Consider the following 16,515-nt stretch of genomic DNA (forward strand, 5'->3'; position numbering starts at 1 on the left):
TAAGCACTGCCCCGAGACTGAACAAAGTGGCATATCCGCCTAACTGTCGGCGCTTTCGCCCTAGCCTGGGCACAACACACGACGATAGAGCGCGGCCTGTAAATCTTCGAATTTTACCGGTTTGTTCAAGTAATCGATCGAGTCTGCGGTCGGGCAACGTTCACGATCAACACTCAGAGCCACCACGAACACCGGCAATTCGGCGCAACCCGGCAAGGCGCGGATCTGGCAGCACAGGGAGATGCCGTCTTGAGGCGGCAACTGACAATCGACCAGCACCGCATCAAAGGTTTCACGCTGCAATTGATCGAGCGCGTTCAGACCGTTGTCGGCGGAACGCACCCGGAACCCGAGTTTAAGCAACATACCGCGCATCACTAACAGATTGACGCTGTTGTCATCCACCAGCAATACGCTGCAATCCTGAGGCAAGCGCAAACGCGCAAGATCGCCGCTCATCAACGGTATGGGCGGTCGCTCTACCACCGGCACTTCAAAGTCGACATCAAGCTGGAAGCGGCTGCCACTGCCCGGCTCGGAGCGGTGCGTCAGGCGCCCACCGAGCAGTTCGACCAGTTGCCGACAAATCGCCAGCCCCACGCCCAAACCGCCGTATTCGCGAGTCATTGAACCGTCGAGCTGGAAAAAACGCTGATACATCGTCGCCTCCCCCAGATCGGTGAAGCCGATACCCGTGTCGATCACGGCAAACGACAACGACAACCGACCGTTTTCCACCGGCTTGCCCGTCACCCGTAGCGCCAGCCCACCGACCCGAGTGAACTTGATCGCGTTGTCCAACAGGCATTCCAGGCATTGCGTGAGTTTGGCGCTGTCACCGTGCAAGCGATCCGGCAGCCCCGGCGTGACGTCGACTTTGAAGTCCAGCGACTTGCTCGATGCGTTGACCTCGAATTGCGCGCGCAAGGCATCGACCACGCCCCGCAAGCTGAACACTGCAGGGGAGGCCTTGAGCTTGCCGGCCTGCAATTCGGTCAGGGTCAGGATGCCATTGACCATGCGCATCATGTCCCGCGCGGAACCGGCGGCAGTTTGCTGGTATTGCTCCAGCTCAGGGTCCATCTCGACGGTCTGCATCAACTCCAGCGAACCGATCACACCGTTCATGGGGGTGCGCAATTCGTGGGTCAGGGTGGCGAGGAATTCATCCTTGAGCTTGTTACTGTGAGCCAGTTGCTGGTTCAGCATTTCGAGTTTTTGACCCGCATCAAACAGCGTTTGCGCTTGCTGCTCGCGCATGGCGTTGATTCGGTCAGCCAGGGCCAGCGACAGCAAGGCGACTTCGATTGCTGAGCCTATCTGGCTCGAATACATGGTCAGGAACACGTTGGGCAGGTAACCCAGCACCATCAGCGTGTTGACGATGCCGCCGAGCAAAAACGCCGACCAGGCAATGATGAAATACCGCGCCACACGCAAGCCACGCAACCAGGCAAACAACCCGGCGGCGAAAATCACCACCGTGAAGGTCAAGGCCAATGCGGTGGCCAGACGCAAGGCCAGGGCGTAACTGGCCATCAATGACAGCCCGATCACCACCGCGCCGAATGCAATCAATGCCAGCAGCAAGCGATCGAGCCAGCGCCCGTAAGACCCTGTCTGCAGGAAGCTACGGGCGAACTGGCTGCCGAACAGCCCGGCGCAACCGATGAAGAACGGTGTTGCTGCGTTGGCCCACCACGGGTTATTCGGCCAGAAATACTGCACGGCCGCGCCGTTGACTGACAGCTGATACAACCCGAACGAGGCGATATAGAAGATGTAATAGAGGTAGCTGGTGTCGCGTACGCTGAGGTAGATGAACAGGTTGTAAACCAGCATCCCCAACAACACGCCATAGATCAGCCCCAACACATAAAGCCGGACCGGCTGTTCTTCGAGGAAAGCGGTGCTCGACCACAAGGTGACCGGCGCCTGGATCGAGCCTTCACTTTGCAGGCGCAGGTACACCGTTTGTGCCTGGTCAGGCGTGAAATTCAAATCGAACAGGTAGTTGTTCTGACGGATCGCGCGCGTGGCAAACGGCAAGGCATCACCGGTCTGGCGCACCAATTGATAGCTGCCGGTAGCATCGGGCAAGTACAGATCGAGGTGATCAAGGGGCGGATAGGCCAGTTCGAGCAGCCAGGTGCGTTGTGCCTCCGGGCTGGTCGGACGATAGTGCAGGTCAATTTTCAGCCAGAACGCCGAACGCGAATAGCCGGCGTTGAGTGTCGCTTTGTCGTGGGTCTTGAAGTTTCCAGCCGCAGCTTGCGCGCGGACATCGGCGATGGTCGCCTGACCGCCCGCGTCTTCGAACACTTGCAGGCTTTTGCCCAAGGGCAGGCTTTGAGTGAACTCGTCGAACTCGACGGCGCTCGCCATGAGGGGCAAGCAAAGCAGCAACATCAGCAAATAGCGCATTTAAGCCCCAGCGTGGCCTGTCCGGTTATCTCAGGAAGCCCCTCATTCCTTTTGAGTAGACGTAAAACCGGCATTACCTGTTATTGGTTTGGATCCACTCTAGCATAGCCGTTGATGGCCTTTGAACACCATTGAAATATTTACAGCAAGGGCTCTAGAACGGGCGTTCCAGCGGCAACCATTGATATAGAGCTGTTTGCCCGGTCAGAGTGAGAGAATGACGCTGCTACATAGTCCGTCTCATGACTCACTGGTCGACTGGTGGTAAGCTCGCGCACCATGAATATCTACAGCTCTCGCCCCGTTGTCCTCTGTCTCTCCGGCCACGACCCAAGTGGTGGCGCCGGCTTGCAGGCAGATATCGAAGCCCTGCTCGCTCAGGGTTGTCATGCGGCCCCGGCCGTCACCGCCCTGACCGTGCAAGACACGGTCAACGTCACTGACTTTCGCGTCCTCGACCGTGAGTGGGTGTTGGCCCAGGCCAATGCCGTACTCAACGACTCCGAAGTCGCCGCGGTCAAACTGGGCATGCTCGGTTCCCTGGAGATGGTCGACACGGTAGTCGAACTGCTCTTGGCGCACCCGCACCTGCCAGTGGTCTGCGACCCGGTGCTGCGCGCCGGCGGTGGCGGACGACTGGGCAAGGACGAAGTCGGCTATGCCATGCGCGAACGCCTGCTGCCACTTTCGATCATTGCCACCCCTAACCTTCCCGAAGCGCGCATCCTCGCCGAACTGCCCGAAGGCACCGCCGACGAGTGCGCCGAAAAACTGCTGCCATTCGTCAAACACCTGCTGATCACCGGCGGCCATGGCGACGAACACGAAATACACAATCGCCTGTACAGCCGCGACGGCCACCGCGAAACCTTCACCTGCCAGCGCTTGCCCGGCAGTTATCACGGTTCCGGTTGCACATTGGCCAGCGCCCTGGCCGGTCGTCTGGCCCAAGGTGAAAACCTCGTTAGCGCCGTGCAGACCGCGCTTAACTACACATGGCGAACCCTGCGTGATGCGGAGCAATTGGGCAAAGGCCAGTTCGTGCCGCGCCGCCTGCCGCTGGATTTCTGTTCGTAACTTTCTATTAGTCATGCGGTGAGGCTTGTTCGATGAAACTACGTGGCCTGTACGCTATTACCGACAGCCAGTTGCTGGCCGGTAAACTGCTTGAGTACGTGGAGGCGGCGCTGGAAGGCGGCGTCACCCTGCTGCAGTACCGCGACAAGAGCAGCGACGAGGCCCGACGCCTGCGCGAGGCCGAAGCCTTGCGCGATCTGTGCGACCGCTATAAAACCCAGCTGATCATCAATGACGATGCCGAACTGGCCGCACGCCTGAACGTCGGCGTGCACCTGGGCCAGACCGATGGTCCGTTGTCGCCGACCCGCGCTCTGCTCGGCTCCAAAGCCATCATCGGTTCGACCTGCCACGCGCAACTCGAACTCGCCGAACAAGCCGCGAAGGAAGGCGCCAGTTATGTCGCCTTCGGTCGTTTCTTCAACTCCAACACCAAACCCGGCGCCCCCACTTGCAGCCTCGAACTGCTCGACCAGGCCCGCCGCACACTGCACCTGCCGATTTGCGCGATTGGTGGCATCACCCTGGAAAACGCCGCGCCACTGGTGGCCCATGGGGTTGATCTGCTGGCGGTCGTCCACGGTCTGTTTGGCGCCGAGAGCCCGGCTGAAGTGACACGCCGCGCCCGCGCCTTTAATGAATTACTTAAAATCTGATTTGAGAGCCCGACCATGTCTCGTTCCGAAACCCTGTTTGCCAATGCCCAGAAACACATTCCCGGGGGCGTGAACTCGCCTGTTCGCGCGTTCAAAAGCGTGGGTGGCACCCCGCTGTTTTTCAAACACGCTGAAGGCGCCTACGTCACCGACGAAGACGACAAGCGTTATGTCGATTACGTGGGTTCCTGGGGCCCGATGATCCTCGGCCACAGCCATCCGGACGTGCTGGACGCGGTGCGTAAACAGCTGGAACACGGGTTGTCCTACGGCGCCCCGACCGCGATGGAAACCGAGATGGCCGACCTGGTCTGCTCGATCGTGCCGTCGATGGAAATGGTGCGCATGGTCAGCTCCGGCACTGAAGCGACCATGAGCGCGATCCGCCTGGCCCGTGGTTTCACTGGCCGCGACAACATCATCAAGTTCGAAGGCTGCTACCACGGTCACTCCGACAGCCTGCTGGTCAAGGCCGGTTCCGGCGCATTGACCCAAGGCGTACCGAGCTCGGCCGGCGTGCCGGCGGACTTCGCCAAACACACCCTGACCCTGCCGTTCAACGACATCGACGCGGTGGAAACCATGCTCGCCGAAGTCGGGCAGGACGTGGCGTGCATCATCGTCGAGCCGGTTGCCGGCAACATGAACTGCGTACCGCCGGCGCCAGGCTTCCTCGAAGGCCTGCGGACCCTGTGCGACAAACATGGCGTGGTATTGATTTTCGACGAAGTGATGACCGGTTTCCGCGTTGCCCTTGGCGGTGCCCAGGCACACTTCGGGGTGACGCCGGACCTGAGCACGTTTGGCAAGATCATCGGCGGCGGCATGCCAGTCGGCTGCTTCGGCGGCAAACGCGAAATCATGTCGCACATCGCGCCACTGGGCCCGGTGTACCAGGCGGGCACGTTGTCAGGTAACCCGCTGGCCATGGCCGCCGGCCTGGCCACCCTGCGCCTGATCAGCCGTCCGGGCTTCCATGCCGAACTGAGCGACTACACCAGCCGCCTGCTCGACGGCCTGCAACAGCGCGCCGATGCCGCGGGCATTCCATTCGTGACCACGCAGGCCGGCGGCATGTTCGGTCTGTACTTCAGTGGCGCTGACGACATCGTGACCTTCGATGACGTGATGGCCAGCGACGCGGCTCTGTTCGGTCGGTTCTTCCACTTGATGCTCGAAGGCGGGGTGTACCTGGCGCCGAGCGCGTTCGAAGCCGGCTTCACCTCGATCGCCCATGGCGAAGTCGAGTTGAAACTGACGCTGGATGCCGCTGAGCGTGCATTCGCCGCATTGAAATAACGCCTTACCGCTGACGTTGGCGACTGCCAGCGTCAGCTTTTACCTACATCCGCACCGTTCTTCCTACGCTACTGCTAATAATCTCCCGCAAATTGGGCGATATATTCCCCGCGCAGCAGAAAAACGAGTAAAGACTTTGTAAGGTTGGCCCTGCTTATTTCATAATGCGCGCTTATTGGATCCCTCGATGGGTCCGCGCGCCCTTCAGAGGTAAGTCGATTCTCATGAACCGCACCGGCCGCGCCCTTTCATTGGGCTGCCTGTTGCTCCTTCAGCCACTGCTCGCGCTCGCACAAGCAGGCGGCAACTCGTTGTTAATCCCAGCGATGGGTCGCTGCACCCTCAATACTCAGCCGCAAGACCTGACGCAAGCGCTCGCCGCCTGCCAGAAAGCGTCGGATGAAGGGGATGCGCAAGCGCAATACGAGTTGGGTGAGTTCTACTACAACGGCAAAAACACGCCGCGCGACCTCAATAAAGCCCTCAGCTATTTCGAAAAAGCCTCACTACAAGGCCACGCCCAGGCGCAATTCAAACTGGGTACCATGTTCTTCCGAGGCGAAGGCGTTCAGGCCAATAACGTTCAGGCTTACATTCTGCTGAAAATGGCTGCGGTCAACGGCGCTGAAGATGCACTGGACACCGCCGACGAAGTCACCGAGAAAATGCCGCGCGAAGAACTTGAAGTCGCCACACAGGTGCTGGGGCAAATATTCCGTAAATACCTGATGGAATTGCAGAGCGCTGACGGGCGCACGCCTTTCTCGCCGCTTCCCTGATTTCAACTCGGGCCCTTGTGGTGAGGGGGCTTGCCCCCGTTGGGCTGCGAAGCGGCCCCAAATCCTTCAAATTAATTCTTTCTGACTCACCGTGACTTCTGACTTGCGACTGCTTCGCAGCCGAACGGGGCGGTGCGGCGGTCCGACAAGCCCCCTCACCACAGGGCCTACTTCTCAGGCATCGGCATCGGAAACGGCATGACATTGCCGACCGCGCCACGGGCTTCGCTGATTTTCGGTGTGCCCAGACGCTCTACCTCGTCGATGCGCACAATCGAATGCATCGGCACAAAACTGCGCACCACGCCTTCAAACTGAGCCTTGAGCTTTTCTTCGCTCGGATCGACGACCACTTGCGTGCGCTCGCCAAAGACGAACTCTTCCACTTCCAGAAAGCCCCACAGATCACTTTGATAGATCTGCTTGGCATACATTTCGTACACCTGGCCCTGGTTGAGGAAAATCACCTTGTAGATTGGAGCTTCACGTTTGGTCATGGTGGGCGAGCAACACATTTGGGATAAAAATGAGGGCGCGAACTATAGCATAGCCACCGGACGCACAACGGTAGGAACCTTGGGACATGTTCCCTATAATGCGCGGTTCTTTGAATCACGTGATGACTGTATCCATGGCCAAGAAGCTTTACATCGAAACCCACGGTTGCCAGATGAACGAGTACGACAGCTCGCGCATGGTCGACTTGCTGGGTGAACACCAGGCCCTGGAAGTCACCGCTCGCGCTGAAGACGCCGACGTGATCCTGCTCAACACCTGTTCGATTCGCGAGCGCGCCCAGGACCGGGTGTACTCCCAGCTCGGCCGCTGGCGCGAACTGAAACTCGCCAACCCGGACATGGTGATCGCCGTCGGCGGTTGCGTGGCCAGTCAGGAAGGCGCCGCCATTCGTGATCGCGCACCGTACGTGGACGTGGTCTTCGGCCCGCAAACCCTGCACCGCCTGCCGGAAATGATCGACGCCGCACGCGCCACCAAATTGCCGCAAGTCGACGTCTCGTTCCCGGAAATCGAAAAATTCGACCATTTGCCCGAGCCGCGCATCGATGGCCCGAGTGCCTACGTGTCGGTCATGGAAGGTTGCAGCAAGTACTGCACTTTCTGTGTGGTGCCCTACACCCGTGGCGAAGAAGTCAGCCGCCCGTTCGACGACGTGATTGCCGAGATCATTCACCTGGCCGAAAGCGGCGTGCGCGAAGTGACGCTGCTGGGTCAGAACGTCAACGGTTATCGCGGCACTACGCACGACGGGCGTTTGGCTGATCTGGCCGAACTGATCCGCGTTGTAGCCGCTGTCGATGGCATCGACCGGATTCGCTACACCACGTCGCACCCGCTGGAATTCTCCGACAGCCTGATCCAGGCCCACGCCGATGTGCCGGAACTGGTGAAACACCTGCACTTGCCGGTGCAGTCGGGTTCAGACCGGATTCTCTCGGCGATGAAACGCAACCACACCGCGCTGGAATACAAATCCAAACTGCGCAAATTGCGGGCGGCCGTGCCGGGCATCTGCATCAGTTCGGACTTTATTGTCGGCTTCCCGGGCGAAACCGAAAAAGACTTCGAGCAGACCATGAAGTTGATCGAAGACGTCGGCTTCGACTTTTCCTATTCATTCGTCTACAGCCAGCGCCCGGGCACTCCGGCTGCCGACCTGGCCGATGAAACGCCCGAAGAGCTGAAAAAAGAACGGCTGAACGCCCTGCAACATCGCCTGAACCAGCAAGGCTTCGAGATCAGCCGACAAATGGTCGGTTCGATCCAGCGAATCCTGGTCACCGATTATTCGAAAAAAGACCCTGGCGAGCTACAAGGCCGGACCGAGAATAACCGTATCGTCAACTTCCGCTGCGACAATCCGACCTTGATCGGCCAGTTTGCCGACGTGCACATCGATGCCGCACAACCGCACTCGCTGCGGGGCTCGCTGATCCCGTAACACACCAATCCCCTTGTGGGAGCGAGCTTTGTGGCGAGGGGGCTTGCCCCCGTAGGATCGCGAAGCGGTCCCAAGATTTTGCGACTGCTTCGCAGCCGAACGGGGGCAAGCCCCCTCGCCACAGATTAAGTGCCGAAATCCGGCATCTTATTTAAGAGCTTTCGCACCCAGCCCACTGGCGTTATCCTTGATTTCAACTTAATTGCCCCAGGGCGGCTAAATACGACCTTGAACGCACCCATAGAACCGCATCGTTTCATCCTCGAGCCTTTTGAGGCTCGCCGCTTCGCCAATCTGTGCGGGCAATTCGATGAGCATTTGCGCTTGATCGAACAGCGCCTGACCATCGAGATCCGCAACCGCGGAAACCAGTTCGAATTGATCGGCGAGCCCAAACACACCACCTCCGCGGAAAACCTCCTGCGCCGCCTGTACCGGGAAACCAAAGGTACCGACCTGTCGCCGGACATGGTTCACCTGTTCCTGCAGGAATCGGCCGTCGAAGAGCTGGACAATGTGTCCCCGTCAGAACCCTCCGTAGCACTGCGTACCAAAAAAGGCATGATTCGCCCTCGCGGCTTGAATCAGCTGCGTTACGTGAAGGAAATTCTCGGCAACGACATCAACTTCGGCATCGGCCCTGCCGGTACTGGCAAAACCTATCTGGCCGTTGCCTGCGCGGTAGACGCGCTGGAGCGTGAGCAGATTCGCCGCATCCTGCTGGTTCGCCCGGCGGTTGAAGCTGGCGAGAAGCTCGGCTTCCTGCCAGGCGACTTGTCGCAGAAGATCGACCCATACCTGCGCCCGCTCTACGACGCCCTCTACGAAATGCTCGGCTTCGAACACGTCGCCAAGCTGATCGAGCGCCAGGTCATCGAAGTTGCGCCGCTGGCTTACATGCGCGGTCGCACGCTGAACAACAGTTTCATCATCCTCGACGAAAGCCAGAACACCACCGTCGAGCAGATGAAGATGTTTCTGACCCGTATCGGCTTTGGCTCCACAGCGGTCATCACCGGTGACATTACCCAGGTCGACTTGCCGAAAGGCACCAAGTCAGGGCTGCACCATGTGATCGAGGTGCTCAAAGACGTGCCGGGCATCAGCTTCACCCATTTCATGCCCAAGGACGTTGTGCGCCATCCACTGGTGCAGCGCATCGTCGAAGCCTACGAGCGCTTCGAGAACCGCGTGGCCGAAGAAGCCCCCAAGGACCACCGCCGCGATGCTTGAGCTTGATCTGCAACTGGCGACACAAGCGTCCGCCCCCACTGAAGCCGAGTTCCGCCAATGGTGCGAACTGGCCTTGCGCCAACGCACTGCCGATTCGGAGATGACCATTCGCCTGGTCGACGAAGCAGAAGGCCGCGAACTGAATCACACCTGGCGGCAAAAAGATTACGCCACTAACGTTCTATCGTTCCCCGCCGATGTACCCGACGAGTTTCTGGATATCCCGCTGCTGGGCGATCTGGTGATCTGCGTGGCCGTGGTTGAGCGCGAAGCGGCCGAACAAGGCAAGGAACTGAAGGCCCATTGGGCACATCTGGTCATTCACGGCTGCTTGCATCTGCTGGGTTACGACCATATAGATGACGACGAAGCCGAAGAAATGGAAGCACTGGAACGAACGTTGCTTGCAGAATTGGGCTATCCGGACCCGTACGCGGACGACGAAACCGAAACATCCCCTATTGTTACAACAAAGGATTCAGAGTAATCGCTATGAGCGAAGATCGATCGAGCAACGGGCAGAAGTCTTGGCTGGGTAAGCTCACCCAGGCTTTTGCCCACGAGCCGAAAAACCGTCAGGAGCTGCTGGAGCTCCTGCGCGATGCACACCAGAACAAACTGTTGGACAGCGAAGCGCTGGCCATCGTCGAAGGCGCCATCCAGGTTGCGGACCTGCAAGTACGGGACATCATGGTCCCGCGCTCGCAAATGGTCAGCATCAAGGCGACCCAGACCCCTCGCGAGTTCCTGCCCGCCGTGGTTGACTCGGCTCACTCCCGCTACCCGGTCATCGGCGAAAGCCACGATGACGTGATGGGTGTGTTGCTGGCCAAGGACTTGCTGCCGTTGATCCTCAAGGAGAATGGCGACCGTTTCAACATCAAGGACCTGCTGCGCCCGGCCACCTTCGTGCCCGAGTCCAAGCGCCTGAATGTGCTGCTGCGTGAATTTCGCGCCAACCACAACCACATGGCCATCGTCATTGACGAGTACGGCGGTGTGGCTGGGCTGGTGACCATCGAAGACGTGCTGGAACAAATCGTCGGCGACATCGAAGACGAGCACGACGTCGAGGAAGACAGCTACATCAAGCCGCTGCCCAGCGGTGATTTCCTGATCAAGGCCCTGACGCCGATCGAAAACTTCAACGACTTCTTCGACAGCGAATTTTCCGACGATGAATTTGATACGGTCGGCGGCCTGGTGATGAGCGCGTTTGGGCACTTGCCAAAACGCAACGAAATCACTGAAATCGGCCCTTATCGCTTCCGCATCCTGAATGCCGACAGCCGTCGGATTCACTTGCTTCGCCTGACGCCTATTGCTCGGTAAAAACTAAGGATAGAAATGCGCTGGATAACCCGCCCCGGCTGGCCCGGTAACCTGCTGGCCGTGGCGGCCGGTGCACTCACCACTCTGGCCTTGGCGCCGTTCGATATCTGGCCGTTGGCATTGCTGGCAGTCGGTTTCTTTTACGCCGGTTTACGCGAACTAAGCCCACGTCAGGCCTTGGGCCGTGGTTGGTGTTTCGGTTTCGGTCTGTTTGGCGCCGGCACCAGCTGGATCTACTACAGCATTCACCATTTCGGTGGTGCTTCGGTGCTGCTGGCCGGTTTCCTGATGCTGATCTTCACGGCGGCGATTGCCTGGTTCTTCGCCCTGCCCGCCTGGATTTGGGCGCGCTGGTTGCGTCGCAATGAAGCGCCACTGGCGGATGCCTTGGCATTTGCGGCGCTGTGGGTTGGCCAGGAAGCGTTTCGTGGCTGGTTCCTCACTGGTTTCCCATGGCTCTATTCCGGTTACAGCCAGCTTGATGGCCCATTGGCCGGACTCGCGCCCGTGGGCGGGATGTGGCTGATTTCCTTCACCCTCGCCCTGACGGCCGCGCTGATCTACAACGCATTGCGCCTGGTACGCACCGGGCGCAAAGGGTTTATCGCGGTCGGCGCGTTGCTGCTGATTGGCCCATGGGTGGCCGGCATGGCACTGAAAGAACACGCCTGGACCAGCCCGGCGGGCCCGCCGTTAAGCGTCGCAGCGATTCAAGGCAACATCGAACAAAGCATGAAGTGGGACCCGGCGCAGCTCAATGCGCAATTGGGGCTGTACCGTGACATGAGCTTTCGCTCCAAACGCGTCGACCTGTTGATCTGGCCGGAAACCGCCGTGCCGGTACTCAAGGAGTCCGCCGAGAGCTACCTGAACATGATGGGTAACTTCGCCGCCGAGCGTAATTCGGCGTTGATTACTGGCATACCGATCCGTCAGGAAGTGCACCACGAGAAACGCTTCTTCAACGGTATTACTGTCGTCGGTGAAGGCGAAGGTACTTACCTCAAGCAGAAACTGGTGCCGTTTGGCGAATACGTGCCGTTGCAGGATGTACTGCGCGGGCTGATCGCATTCTTCGACCTGCCAATGTCCGACTTCGCGCGAGGACCGGCCGATCAGCCGATGTTGCAGGCCAAGGGTTATCAGATTGCGCCATTCATCTGCTACGAAGTGGTCTACCCGGAATTCGCCGCCAGCCTCGCGGCCCGCAGTGACTTGCTGCTGACCATCAGCAATGACACCTGGTTCGGTACCTCCATCGGCCCACTGCAACATTTGCAGATGGCACAGATGCGCGCGCTTGAGGCGGGCCGCTGGATGATCCGCGCCACCAACAACGGCGTGTCCGGCCTGATTAACCCGTTTGGCCAGATTACCGCGCAGATCCCGCAGTTCGAACGCGGCATCCTGTACGGCGAAGTCGTGCCGATGCACAACCTGACGCCTTACCTGCAATGGCGCTCGTGGCCGCTGCTCATCGTTTGCGTGCTGTTGTTTGGCTGGGCGTTGATTGCCAGCCGGATGGCCAAGATCGTCTGATGTGGCGAGGGGGCTTGCCCCCGTTGGGTCGCGTAGCGGCCCCCTTTATCCCCAGAAGGAATGGGACTGCTGCGCAGCCCAACGGGGGCAAGCCCCCTCGCCACAATGGATCAGCGGTAAAACATCGAATACCCGATCTGCCCCACCGCCTCATTCATCAATAGCCCGGACTGCCAGATCGATTTGAATTCCGGCATCCAGCCGCCCAGCGGTCGGGCATTATCCACACCTAAAAATCCTACCGGCGCGGGCACCACTTCAAATCCTGCCTTCTGGAAACTCCAGACAGACCGCGGCATGTGCCAGGCCTGAGTCACGACCACGACCCGCTTGATGCCCTGAGGCAATAACACTTCGGCACTGAACTGCGCGTTTTCCCACGTCGTACGGCTGCGCCCTTCCTGCCAGCGTACTGTCACGCCGAAATCATCGAGCAGCGAGTCCGCCATCAACTTCGCTTCGGTGGGTGGCGTGCCGTAGTGCAAACCACCGCTGGTCAGAACCGGCAAACCAGAAGCCTTGGCCAGACGCGCCGCATATCGCTCGCGCTCCAACCCTACGCCAGTCGGCTGGTCGGCGCCCCAGGCCAGGTCGCCGCGTTCACGCCCGGAACCCAACACCACGATGGCGTCCGCGCGCTGACCCAGCGTCGCCCACTCGTCGCGTGCCAGCGGTGGTTCGCGCTCAAGCGCTTTAGCGCTCCACTGCACCACCACGGGCAAACTCATCAGCCAGAAGCCCCCGCAACCCAAGACAAAGCACACACCCGCAAGCCTTGGCCTTGAGCGGCGCAACCACCACGCAAGAACCAGCAACAGCAAAAGAAGGCCGGGCGGCAACAGAAGTTGTTTCACGAAATATCGAAAAGGCATCGAGCATCTCCAGAGATGCCCGAAGCCTAAGTGGGTTGACGCAAAGCGACAACAAATATGGAAGGACTACGCTTTGGAATGTGTCAAAAGAAGGGGCCAATAGCTCATGCGCCCTTACTTGAATTGCAGAGACCGGACCTTTACCGCATCCCTGCCAGGTACTTTATCCTTGAGCCAGATGATTTTGGCCGAACGTGGGGCGTCGAGTTGCTGCACTGCTGCTGACAAGCATCCACGTGTTTCCCGTTCACTGCGATCCAGATAGGCTTTGACCAATTCAAACTCTGCGGGACTAAGACCACGCAGTTCCAGCTCAAGGGGACGCTCATCGCGCAGCCGACCAGCAGTTTTTGCAACGTCCAGAGCCATTCCCAGACGATCAATCAGTCTTTCGTACAGCTCCGGTTTTGTAGCTTTTTGCCGTGACTCAACCATCCCTCACCTCATTGAAGATAAGACTCGCTCCCCATTTAGAGCTTAGCTTCCATGAACAAACCGGCTGAGCGCTGCGACCAACGGCCCTCGCAGCGGTTTTTACAAGACGCGCGACAGTAATCAGGGTTTCCCTCGGTAGAGTGCGGTCATGTATGCTACGGCGCTTCCTGTAACTCCACTTCCTGCTCGTCTGGGCACCAAAACGCCGATTTGGCGTGATCACCGCCCAGCGTTGCATTGAAGAGGATTAGGCCACCCCTATTCAGTTCAAAAGTAGCCATGCACGAACAATATCAGCCCCGTGAAATCGAAGCCGCCGCCCAGTCATTCTGGGATGAGCAAAAGTCCTTTGAAGTCAGTGAACAGCCAGGCAAGGAGACGTTCTACTGCCTGTCGATGTTCCCTTACCCCAGCGGCAAGCTACACATGGGGCACGTGCGTAACTACACCATCGGCGACGTGATCTCCCGCTACCAGCGCATGCAAGGCAAGAACGTCCTGCAACCCATGGGTTGGGACGCCTTCGGCATGCCAGCGGAAAACGCCGCAATGAAGAACAACGTAGCGCCCGCCAAGTGGACCTACGAAAACATCGCCTACATGAAAACCCAGCTGCGCAGCCTGGGCCTGGCGGTGGACTGGTCCCGCGAAGTGACCACCTGCAAGCCGGATTACTACCGCTGGGAACAATGGCTGTTCACTCGCCTGTTCGAAAAAGGTGTGATCTACAAAAAAAGCGGCACCGTGAACTGGGACCCGGTCGACCAGACCGTCCTGGCCAACGAACAGGTGATCGACGGTCGCGGCTGGCGTTCCGGCGCGCTGATCGAAAAACGCGAAATCCCGATGTACTACTTCAAGATCACCGCTTACGCGGATGAGCTGCTGGAGAGCCTCGACGAACTGACTGGCTGGCCTGAACAGGTCAAGACCATGCAGCGCAACTGGATTGGCAAGTCCCGTGGCATGGAAGTGCAGTTCCCGTACAACGTCGATTCCATCGGCGAGGCCGGCGCGCTCAAAGTCTTCACCACCCGTCCGGACACCCTGATGGGCGCCACCTACGTTGCCGTGGCCGCCGAACACCATTTGGCCACCCTGGCCGCGCAGAACAATCCTGAGCTGCAAGCGTTCATCGCTGAATGCAAGGGCGGCAGCGTCGCTGAAGCCGACGTCGCCACTCAAGAGAAAAAAGGCCTGCCGACCACGTTGTTCGTCGAGCACCCGCTGACCGGCGAGAAACTGCCGGTGTGGGTCGCCAACTACGTGCTGATGCACTACGGCGATGGCGCGGTCATGGCTGTCCCGGCGCACGACGAACGTGATTTCGAGTTCGCCACCAAGTACAACCTGCCGATCAAGTCCGTGGTGCGTACAAGCGCAGGCGACACCAACCCGGCGCCATGGCAGGACGCTTATGGCGAGTACGGCACGCTGATCAACTCCGGCGAGTTCGACGGCCTCGACTTCGCCGGCGCATTCGACGCCATCGAAGTCGCGCTGATCAAGAAAAGCCTCGGCGCTTCGCGTACCCAGTTCCGCCTGCGCGATTGGGGCATCAGCCGTCAGCGCTACTGGGGCTGCCCGATCCCGATCATCCACTGCAACACCTGCGGCGATGTGCCGGTCCCGGAAGATCAATTGCCCGTGGTACTGCCAGAAGACGTCGTGCCCGATGGTGCCGGTTCGCCACTGGCACGCATGCCGGAGTTCTACGAGTGCAGCTGCCCGAAATGCGGTCAGCCTGCCAAGCGTGAAACCGACACCATGGACACCTTCGTCGAGTCCTCGTGGTACTACGCCCGTTACGCCTCGCCAAACTACCAAGGTGGCCTGGTGGAAAAATCCGCGGCCGACCATTGGTTGCCGGTGGATCAGTACATTGGCGGTATCGAACACGCAATTCTTCACCTGCTCTACGCGCGTTTCTTCCACAAGCTGATGCGCGACGAAGGCCTGGTGAGCTCCAATGAGCCATTCAAGAACCTGCTGACCCAAGGCATGGTAATCGCCGAGACGTACTACCGTCGCGAAGCCAACGGTGCCTACACGTGGTTCAACCCGGCGGACGTCGAACTTGAACGCGACAGCAAGGCCAAGGTAATCAGCGCCAAGCTGATCGCAGACGGCCTGCCGGTGGAAATCGGTGGCACCGAGAAGATGGCCAAGTCCAAGAACAACGGCGTTGACCCGCAGTCGATGATTGACCAGTTCGGCGCAGACACCTGCCGCCTGTTCATGATGTTCGCCTCGCCGCCGGACATGAGCGCCGAATGGTCCGACTCCGGAGTAGAAGGTTCGCACCGCTTCCTCAAGCGCGTCTGGCGCCTGGCTCAAGCGCACGTCACTCAGGGCCTGCCGGGGAAACTGGACGTCGCCAGCCTGAACGACGAGCAGAAAGTCATTCGCCGTTCGATCCACCAGGCCATCAAGCAGGCCAGCCATGACGTCGGCCAGAACCACAAATTCAACACCGCCATCGCCCAGGTGATGACGCTGATGAATGTGCTGGAAAAAGCGGCCCAAGGCACCGAACAGGATCGCGCACTGGTTCACGAAGGTCTGGAAACAGTGACTCTGCTGCTGGCCCCGATCACCCCGCACATCTGCCACGAGTTGTGGAATCAACTAGGTCACGCTGAGCCTGTGATCGACGCCGGTTGGCCAGTGCTGGACGACAGCGCGCTGGTGCAGGACAGCCTGACACTGGTGATCCAGGTCAACGGCAAGCTGCGCGGCCAGATCGAAATGCCGGCCAGCGCGACACGTGAAGAAGTCGAAGCCGCCGCACGGGCCAACGAAAACGTGCTGCGCTTTGTCGACGGCCTGACTATTCGCAAAGTGATCGTCGTGCCCGGGAAACTGGTCAATATCGTCGCCAGCTAATTGGACCAGGCGCCGGGCCATGC

Annotated in this window: 14 protein-coding genes; 10 read left to right on the plus strand and 4 right to left on the minus strand. The window is 59.4% G+C overall.

The genetic code is table 11. The annotated features are described in order from the left end of the window. Nucleotides 1-60: 60 nt before the first annotated feature. On the minus strand, nt 61-2,424 hold the full coding sequence (locus tag ACWGZX_RS10470) for a hybrid sensor histidine kinase/response regulator (RefSeq protein ID WP_452628257.1): 2,364 nt from the start codon (nt 2,422-2,424) through the stop codon (nt 61-63). A 279-nt stretch (nt 2,425-2,703) separates the two neighbouring features. Between ACWGZX_RS10470 and ACWGZX_RS10475 the strand changes: the two genes are divergently transcribed. The 4 genes from ACWGZX_RS10475 (at nt 2,704) to ACWGZX_RS10490 (ending at nt 6,235) form a co-directional block, all read left to right on the plus strand. Then, nucleotides 2,704-3,501 (plus strand): hydroxymethylpyrimidine/phosphomethylpyrimidine kinase, encoded by a 798-nt coding sequence (locus tag ACWGZX_RS10475; RefSeq protein WP_223521993.1) that lies wholly within the window; start codon nt 2,704-2,706, stop codon nt 3,499-3,501. A gap of 32 nt (nt 3,502-3,533) precedes the next feature. Beyond that, complete coding sequence (gene thiE / locus ACWGZX_RS10480) at nt 3,534-4,157, plus strand: thiamine phosphate synthase (protein ID WP_452628258.1); 624 nt, start codon at nt 3,534-3,536, stop codon at nt 4,155-4,157. 15 nt (nt 4,158-4,172) lie between these two features. Continuing rightward, nucleotides 4,173-5,456, plus strand: a complete 1,284-nt coding sequence (hemL, locus tag ACWGZX_RS10485; RefSeq protein WP_452628259.1) for a glutamate-1-semialdehyde 2,1-aminomutase — start codon at nt 4,173-4,175, stop codon at nt 5,454-5,456. 224 nt (nt 5,457-5,680) lie between these two features. Next, nucleotides 5,681-6,235, plus strand: coding sequence for a tetratricopeptide repeat protein (locus ACWGZX_RS10490; protein WP_223521990.1), 555 nt, complete (start codon nt 5,681-5,683; stop codon nt 6,233-6,235). A gap of 167 nt (nt 6,236-6,402) precedes the next feature. On the opposite strand, the gene ACWGZX_RS10495 is transcribed toward ACWGZX_RS10490, so the two are convergent. Further along, on the minus strand, nt 6,403-6,732 hold the full coding sequence (locus ACWGZX_RS10495) for a DUF1820 family protein (RefSeq protein ID WP_007894425.1): 330 nt from the start codon (nt 6,730-6,732) through the stop codon (nt 6,403-6,405). Between the two features lie 134 nt (nt 6,733-6,866). On the opposite strand from ACWGZX_RS10495, the gene miaB reads away from it, so the two are divergent. The 5 genes from miaB to lnt all read left to right on the plus strand — a co-directional run bounded on the left by miaB (nt 6,867) and on the right by lnt (nt 12,299). Further along, nucleotides 6,867-8,195 (plus strand): tRNA (N6-isopentenyl adenosine(37)-C2)-methylthiotransferase MiaB, encoded by a 1,329-nt coding sequence (gene miaB / locus ACWGZX_RS10500; protein WP_452628260.1) that lies wholly within the window; start codon nt 6,867-6,869, stop codon nt 8,193-8,195. A gap of 228 nt (nt 8,196-8,423) precedes the next feature. Further along, the gene (locus tag ACWGZX_RS10505) at nt 8,424-9,428 is read left to right on the plus strand and encodes a PhoH family protein (protein WP_223521989.1); all 1,005 of its coding nucleotides are present in this window, start codon (nt 8,424-8,426) and stop codon (nt 9,426-9,428) included. Beyond that, nucleotides 9,421-9,915 (plus strand): rRNA maturation RNase YbeY, encoded by a 495-nt coding sequence (gene ybeY / locus ACWGZX_RS10510; protein WP_223521988.1) that lies wholly within the window; start codon nt 9,421-9,423, stop codon nt 9,913-9,915. Before ACWGZX_RS10505 ends, ybeY begins: the two co-directional genes overlap by 8 nt. Nucleotides 9,916-9,920: 5 nt before the next feature. Continuing rightward, nucleotides 9,921-10,760 carry an HlyC/CorC family transporter gene (locus tag ACWGZX_RS10515; RefSeq protein ID WP_452628261.1) on the plus strand — a complete coding sequence of 280 codons (840 nt, stop codon included), beginning with the start codon at nt 9,921-9,923 and terminating at the stop codon, nt 10,758-10,760. Nucleotides 10,761-10,775: 15 nt separating this feature from the next. Further along, nucleotides 10,776-12,299 (plus strand): apolipoprotein N-acyltransferase, encoded by a 1,524-nt coding sequence (gene lnt / locus ACWGZX_RS10520; RefSeq protein WP_452628262.1) that lies wholly within the window; start codon nt 10,776-10,778, stop codon nt 12,297-12,299. A gap of 110 nt (nt 12,300-12,409) precedes the next feature. Here lnt and ACWGZX_RS10525 read toward each other — a convergent pair whose 3' ends face one another. Both ACWGZX_RS10525 and ACWGZX_RS10530 read right to left on the minus strand, forming a co-directional pair. Next, the gene (locus ACWGZX_RS10525) at nt 12,410-13,171 is read right to left on the minus strand and encodes a YdcF family protein (protein ID WP_452628263.1); all 762 of its coding nucleotides are present in this window, start codon (nt 13,169-13,171) and stop codon (nt 12,410-12,412) included. Between the two features lie 114 nt (nt 13,172-13,285). Then, nucleotides 13,286-13,606, minus strand: coding sequence for a hypothetical protein (locus ACWGZX_RS10530; RefSeq protein ID WP_223521981.1), 321 nt, complete (start codon nt 13,604-13,606; stop codon nt 13,286-13,288). Between the two features lie 279 nt (nt 13,607-13,885). Here ACWGZX_RS10530 and leuS point away from each other — a divergent pair, with 279 nt between their 5' ends. Continuing rightward, nucleotides 13,886-16,492: a leucine--tRNA ligase gene (leuS, locus tag ACWGZX_RS10535; protein ID WP_452628264.1), complete on the plus strand. Its 2,607-nt coding sequence runs from the start codon at nt 13,886-13,888 to the stop codon at nt 16,490-16,492. The last annotated feature ends 23 nt before the right edge of the window (nt 16,493-16,515 follow it).

This window comes from Pseudomonas sp. CLCA07 (genome assembly GCF_053615335.1).

Bases quoted from the DNA above. Each gene is read 5' to 3' on its own strand.
- ACWGZX_RS10470 (WP_452628257.1), bottom strand. From the start codon at position 2,424: ATGCGCTATTTGCTGATGTTGCTGCTTTGCTTGCCCCTCATGGCGAGC.
- ACWGZX_RS10475 (WP_223521993.1), top strand. From the start codon at position 2,704: ATGAATATCTACAGCTCTCGCCCCGTTGTCCTCTGTCTCTCCGGCCAC.
- thiE (WP_452628258.1), top strand. From the start codon at position 3,534: ATGAAACTACGTGGCCTGTACGCTATTACCGACAGCCAGTTGCTGGCC.
- hemL (WP_452628259.1), top strand. From the start codon at position 4,173: ATGTCTCGTTCCGAAACCCTGTTTGCCAATGCCCAGAAACACATTCCC.
- ACWGZX_RS10490 (WP_223521990.1), top strand. From the start codon at position 5,681: ATGAACCGCACCGGCCGCGCCCTTTCATTGGGCTGCCTGTTGCTCCTT.
- ACWGZX_RS10495 (WP_007894425.1), bottom strand. From the start codon at position 6,732: ATGACCAAACGTGAAGCTCCAATCTACAAGGTGATTTTCCTCAACCAG.
- miaB (WP_452628260.1), top strand. From the start codon at position 6,867: ATGGCCAAGAAGCTTTACATCGAAACCCACGGTTGCCAGATGAACGAG.
- ybeY (WP_223521988.1), top strand. From the start codon at position 9,421: ATGCTTGAGCTTGATCTGCAACTGGCGACACAAGCGTCCGCCCCCACT.
- ACWGZX_RS10515 (WP_452628261.1), top strand. From the start codon at position 9,921: ATGAGCGAAGATCGATCGAGCAACGGGCAGAAGTCTTGGCTGGGTAAG.
- lnt (WP_452628262.1), top strand. From the start codon at position 10,776: ATGCGCTGGATAACCCGCCCCGGCTGGCCCGGTAACCTGCTGGCCGTG.
- ACWGZX_RS10525 (WP_452628263.1), bottom strand. From the start codon at position 13,171: ATGCCTTTTCGATATTTCGTGAAACAACTTCTGTTGCCGCCCGGCCTT.
- ACWGZX_RS10530 (WP_223521981.1), bottom strand. From the start codon at position 13,606: ATGGTTGAGTCACGGCAAAAAGCTACAAAACCGGAGCTGTACGAAAGA.
- leuS (WP_452628264.1), top strand. From the start codon at position 13,886: ATGCACGAACAATATCAGCCCCGTGAAATCGAAGCCGCCGCCCAGTCA.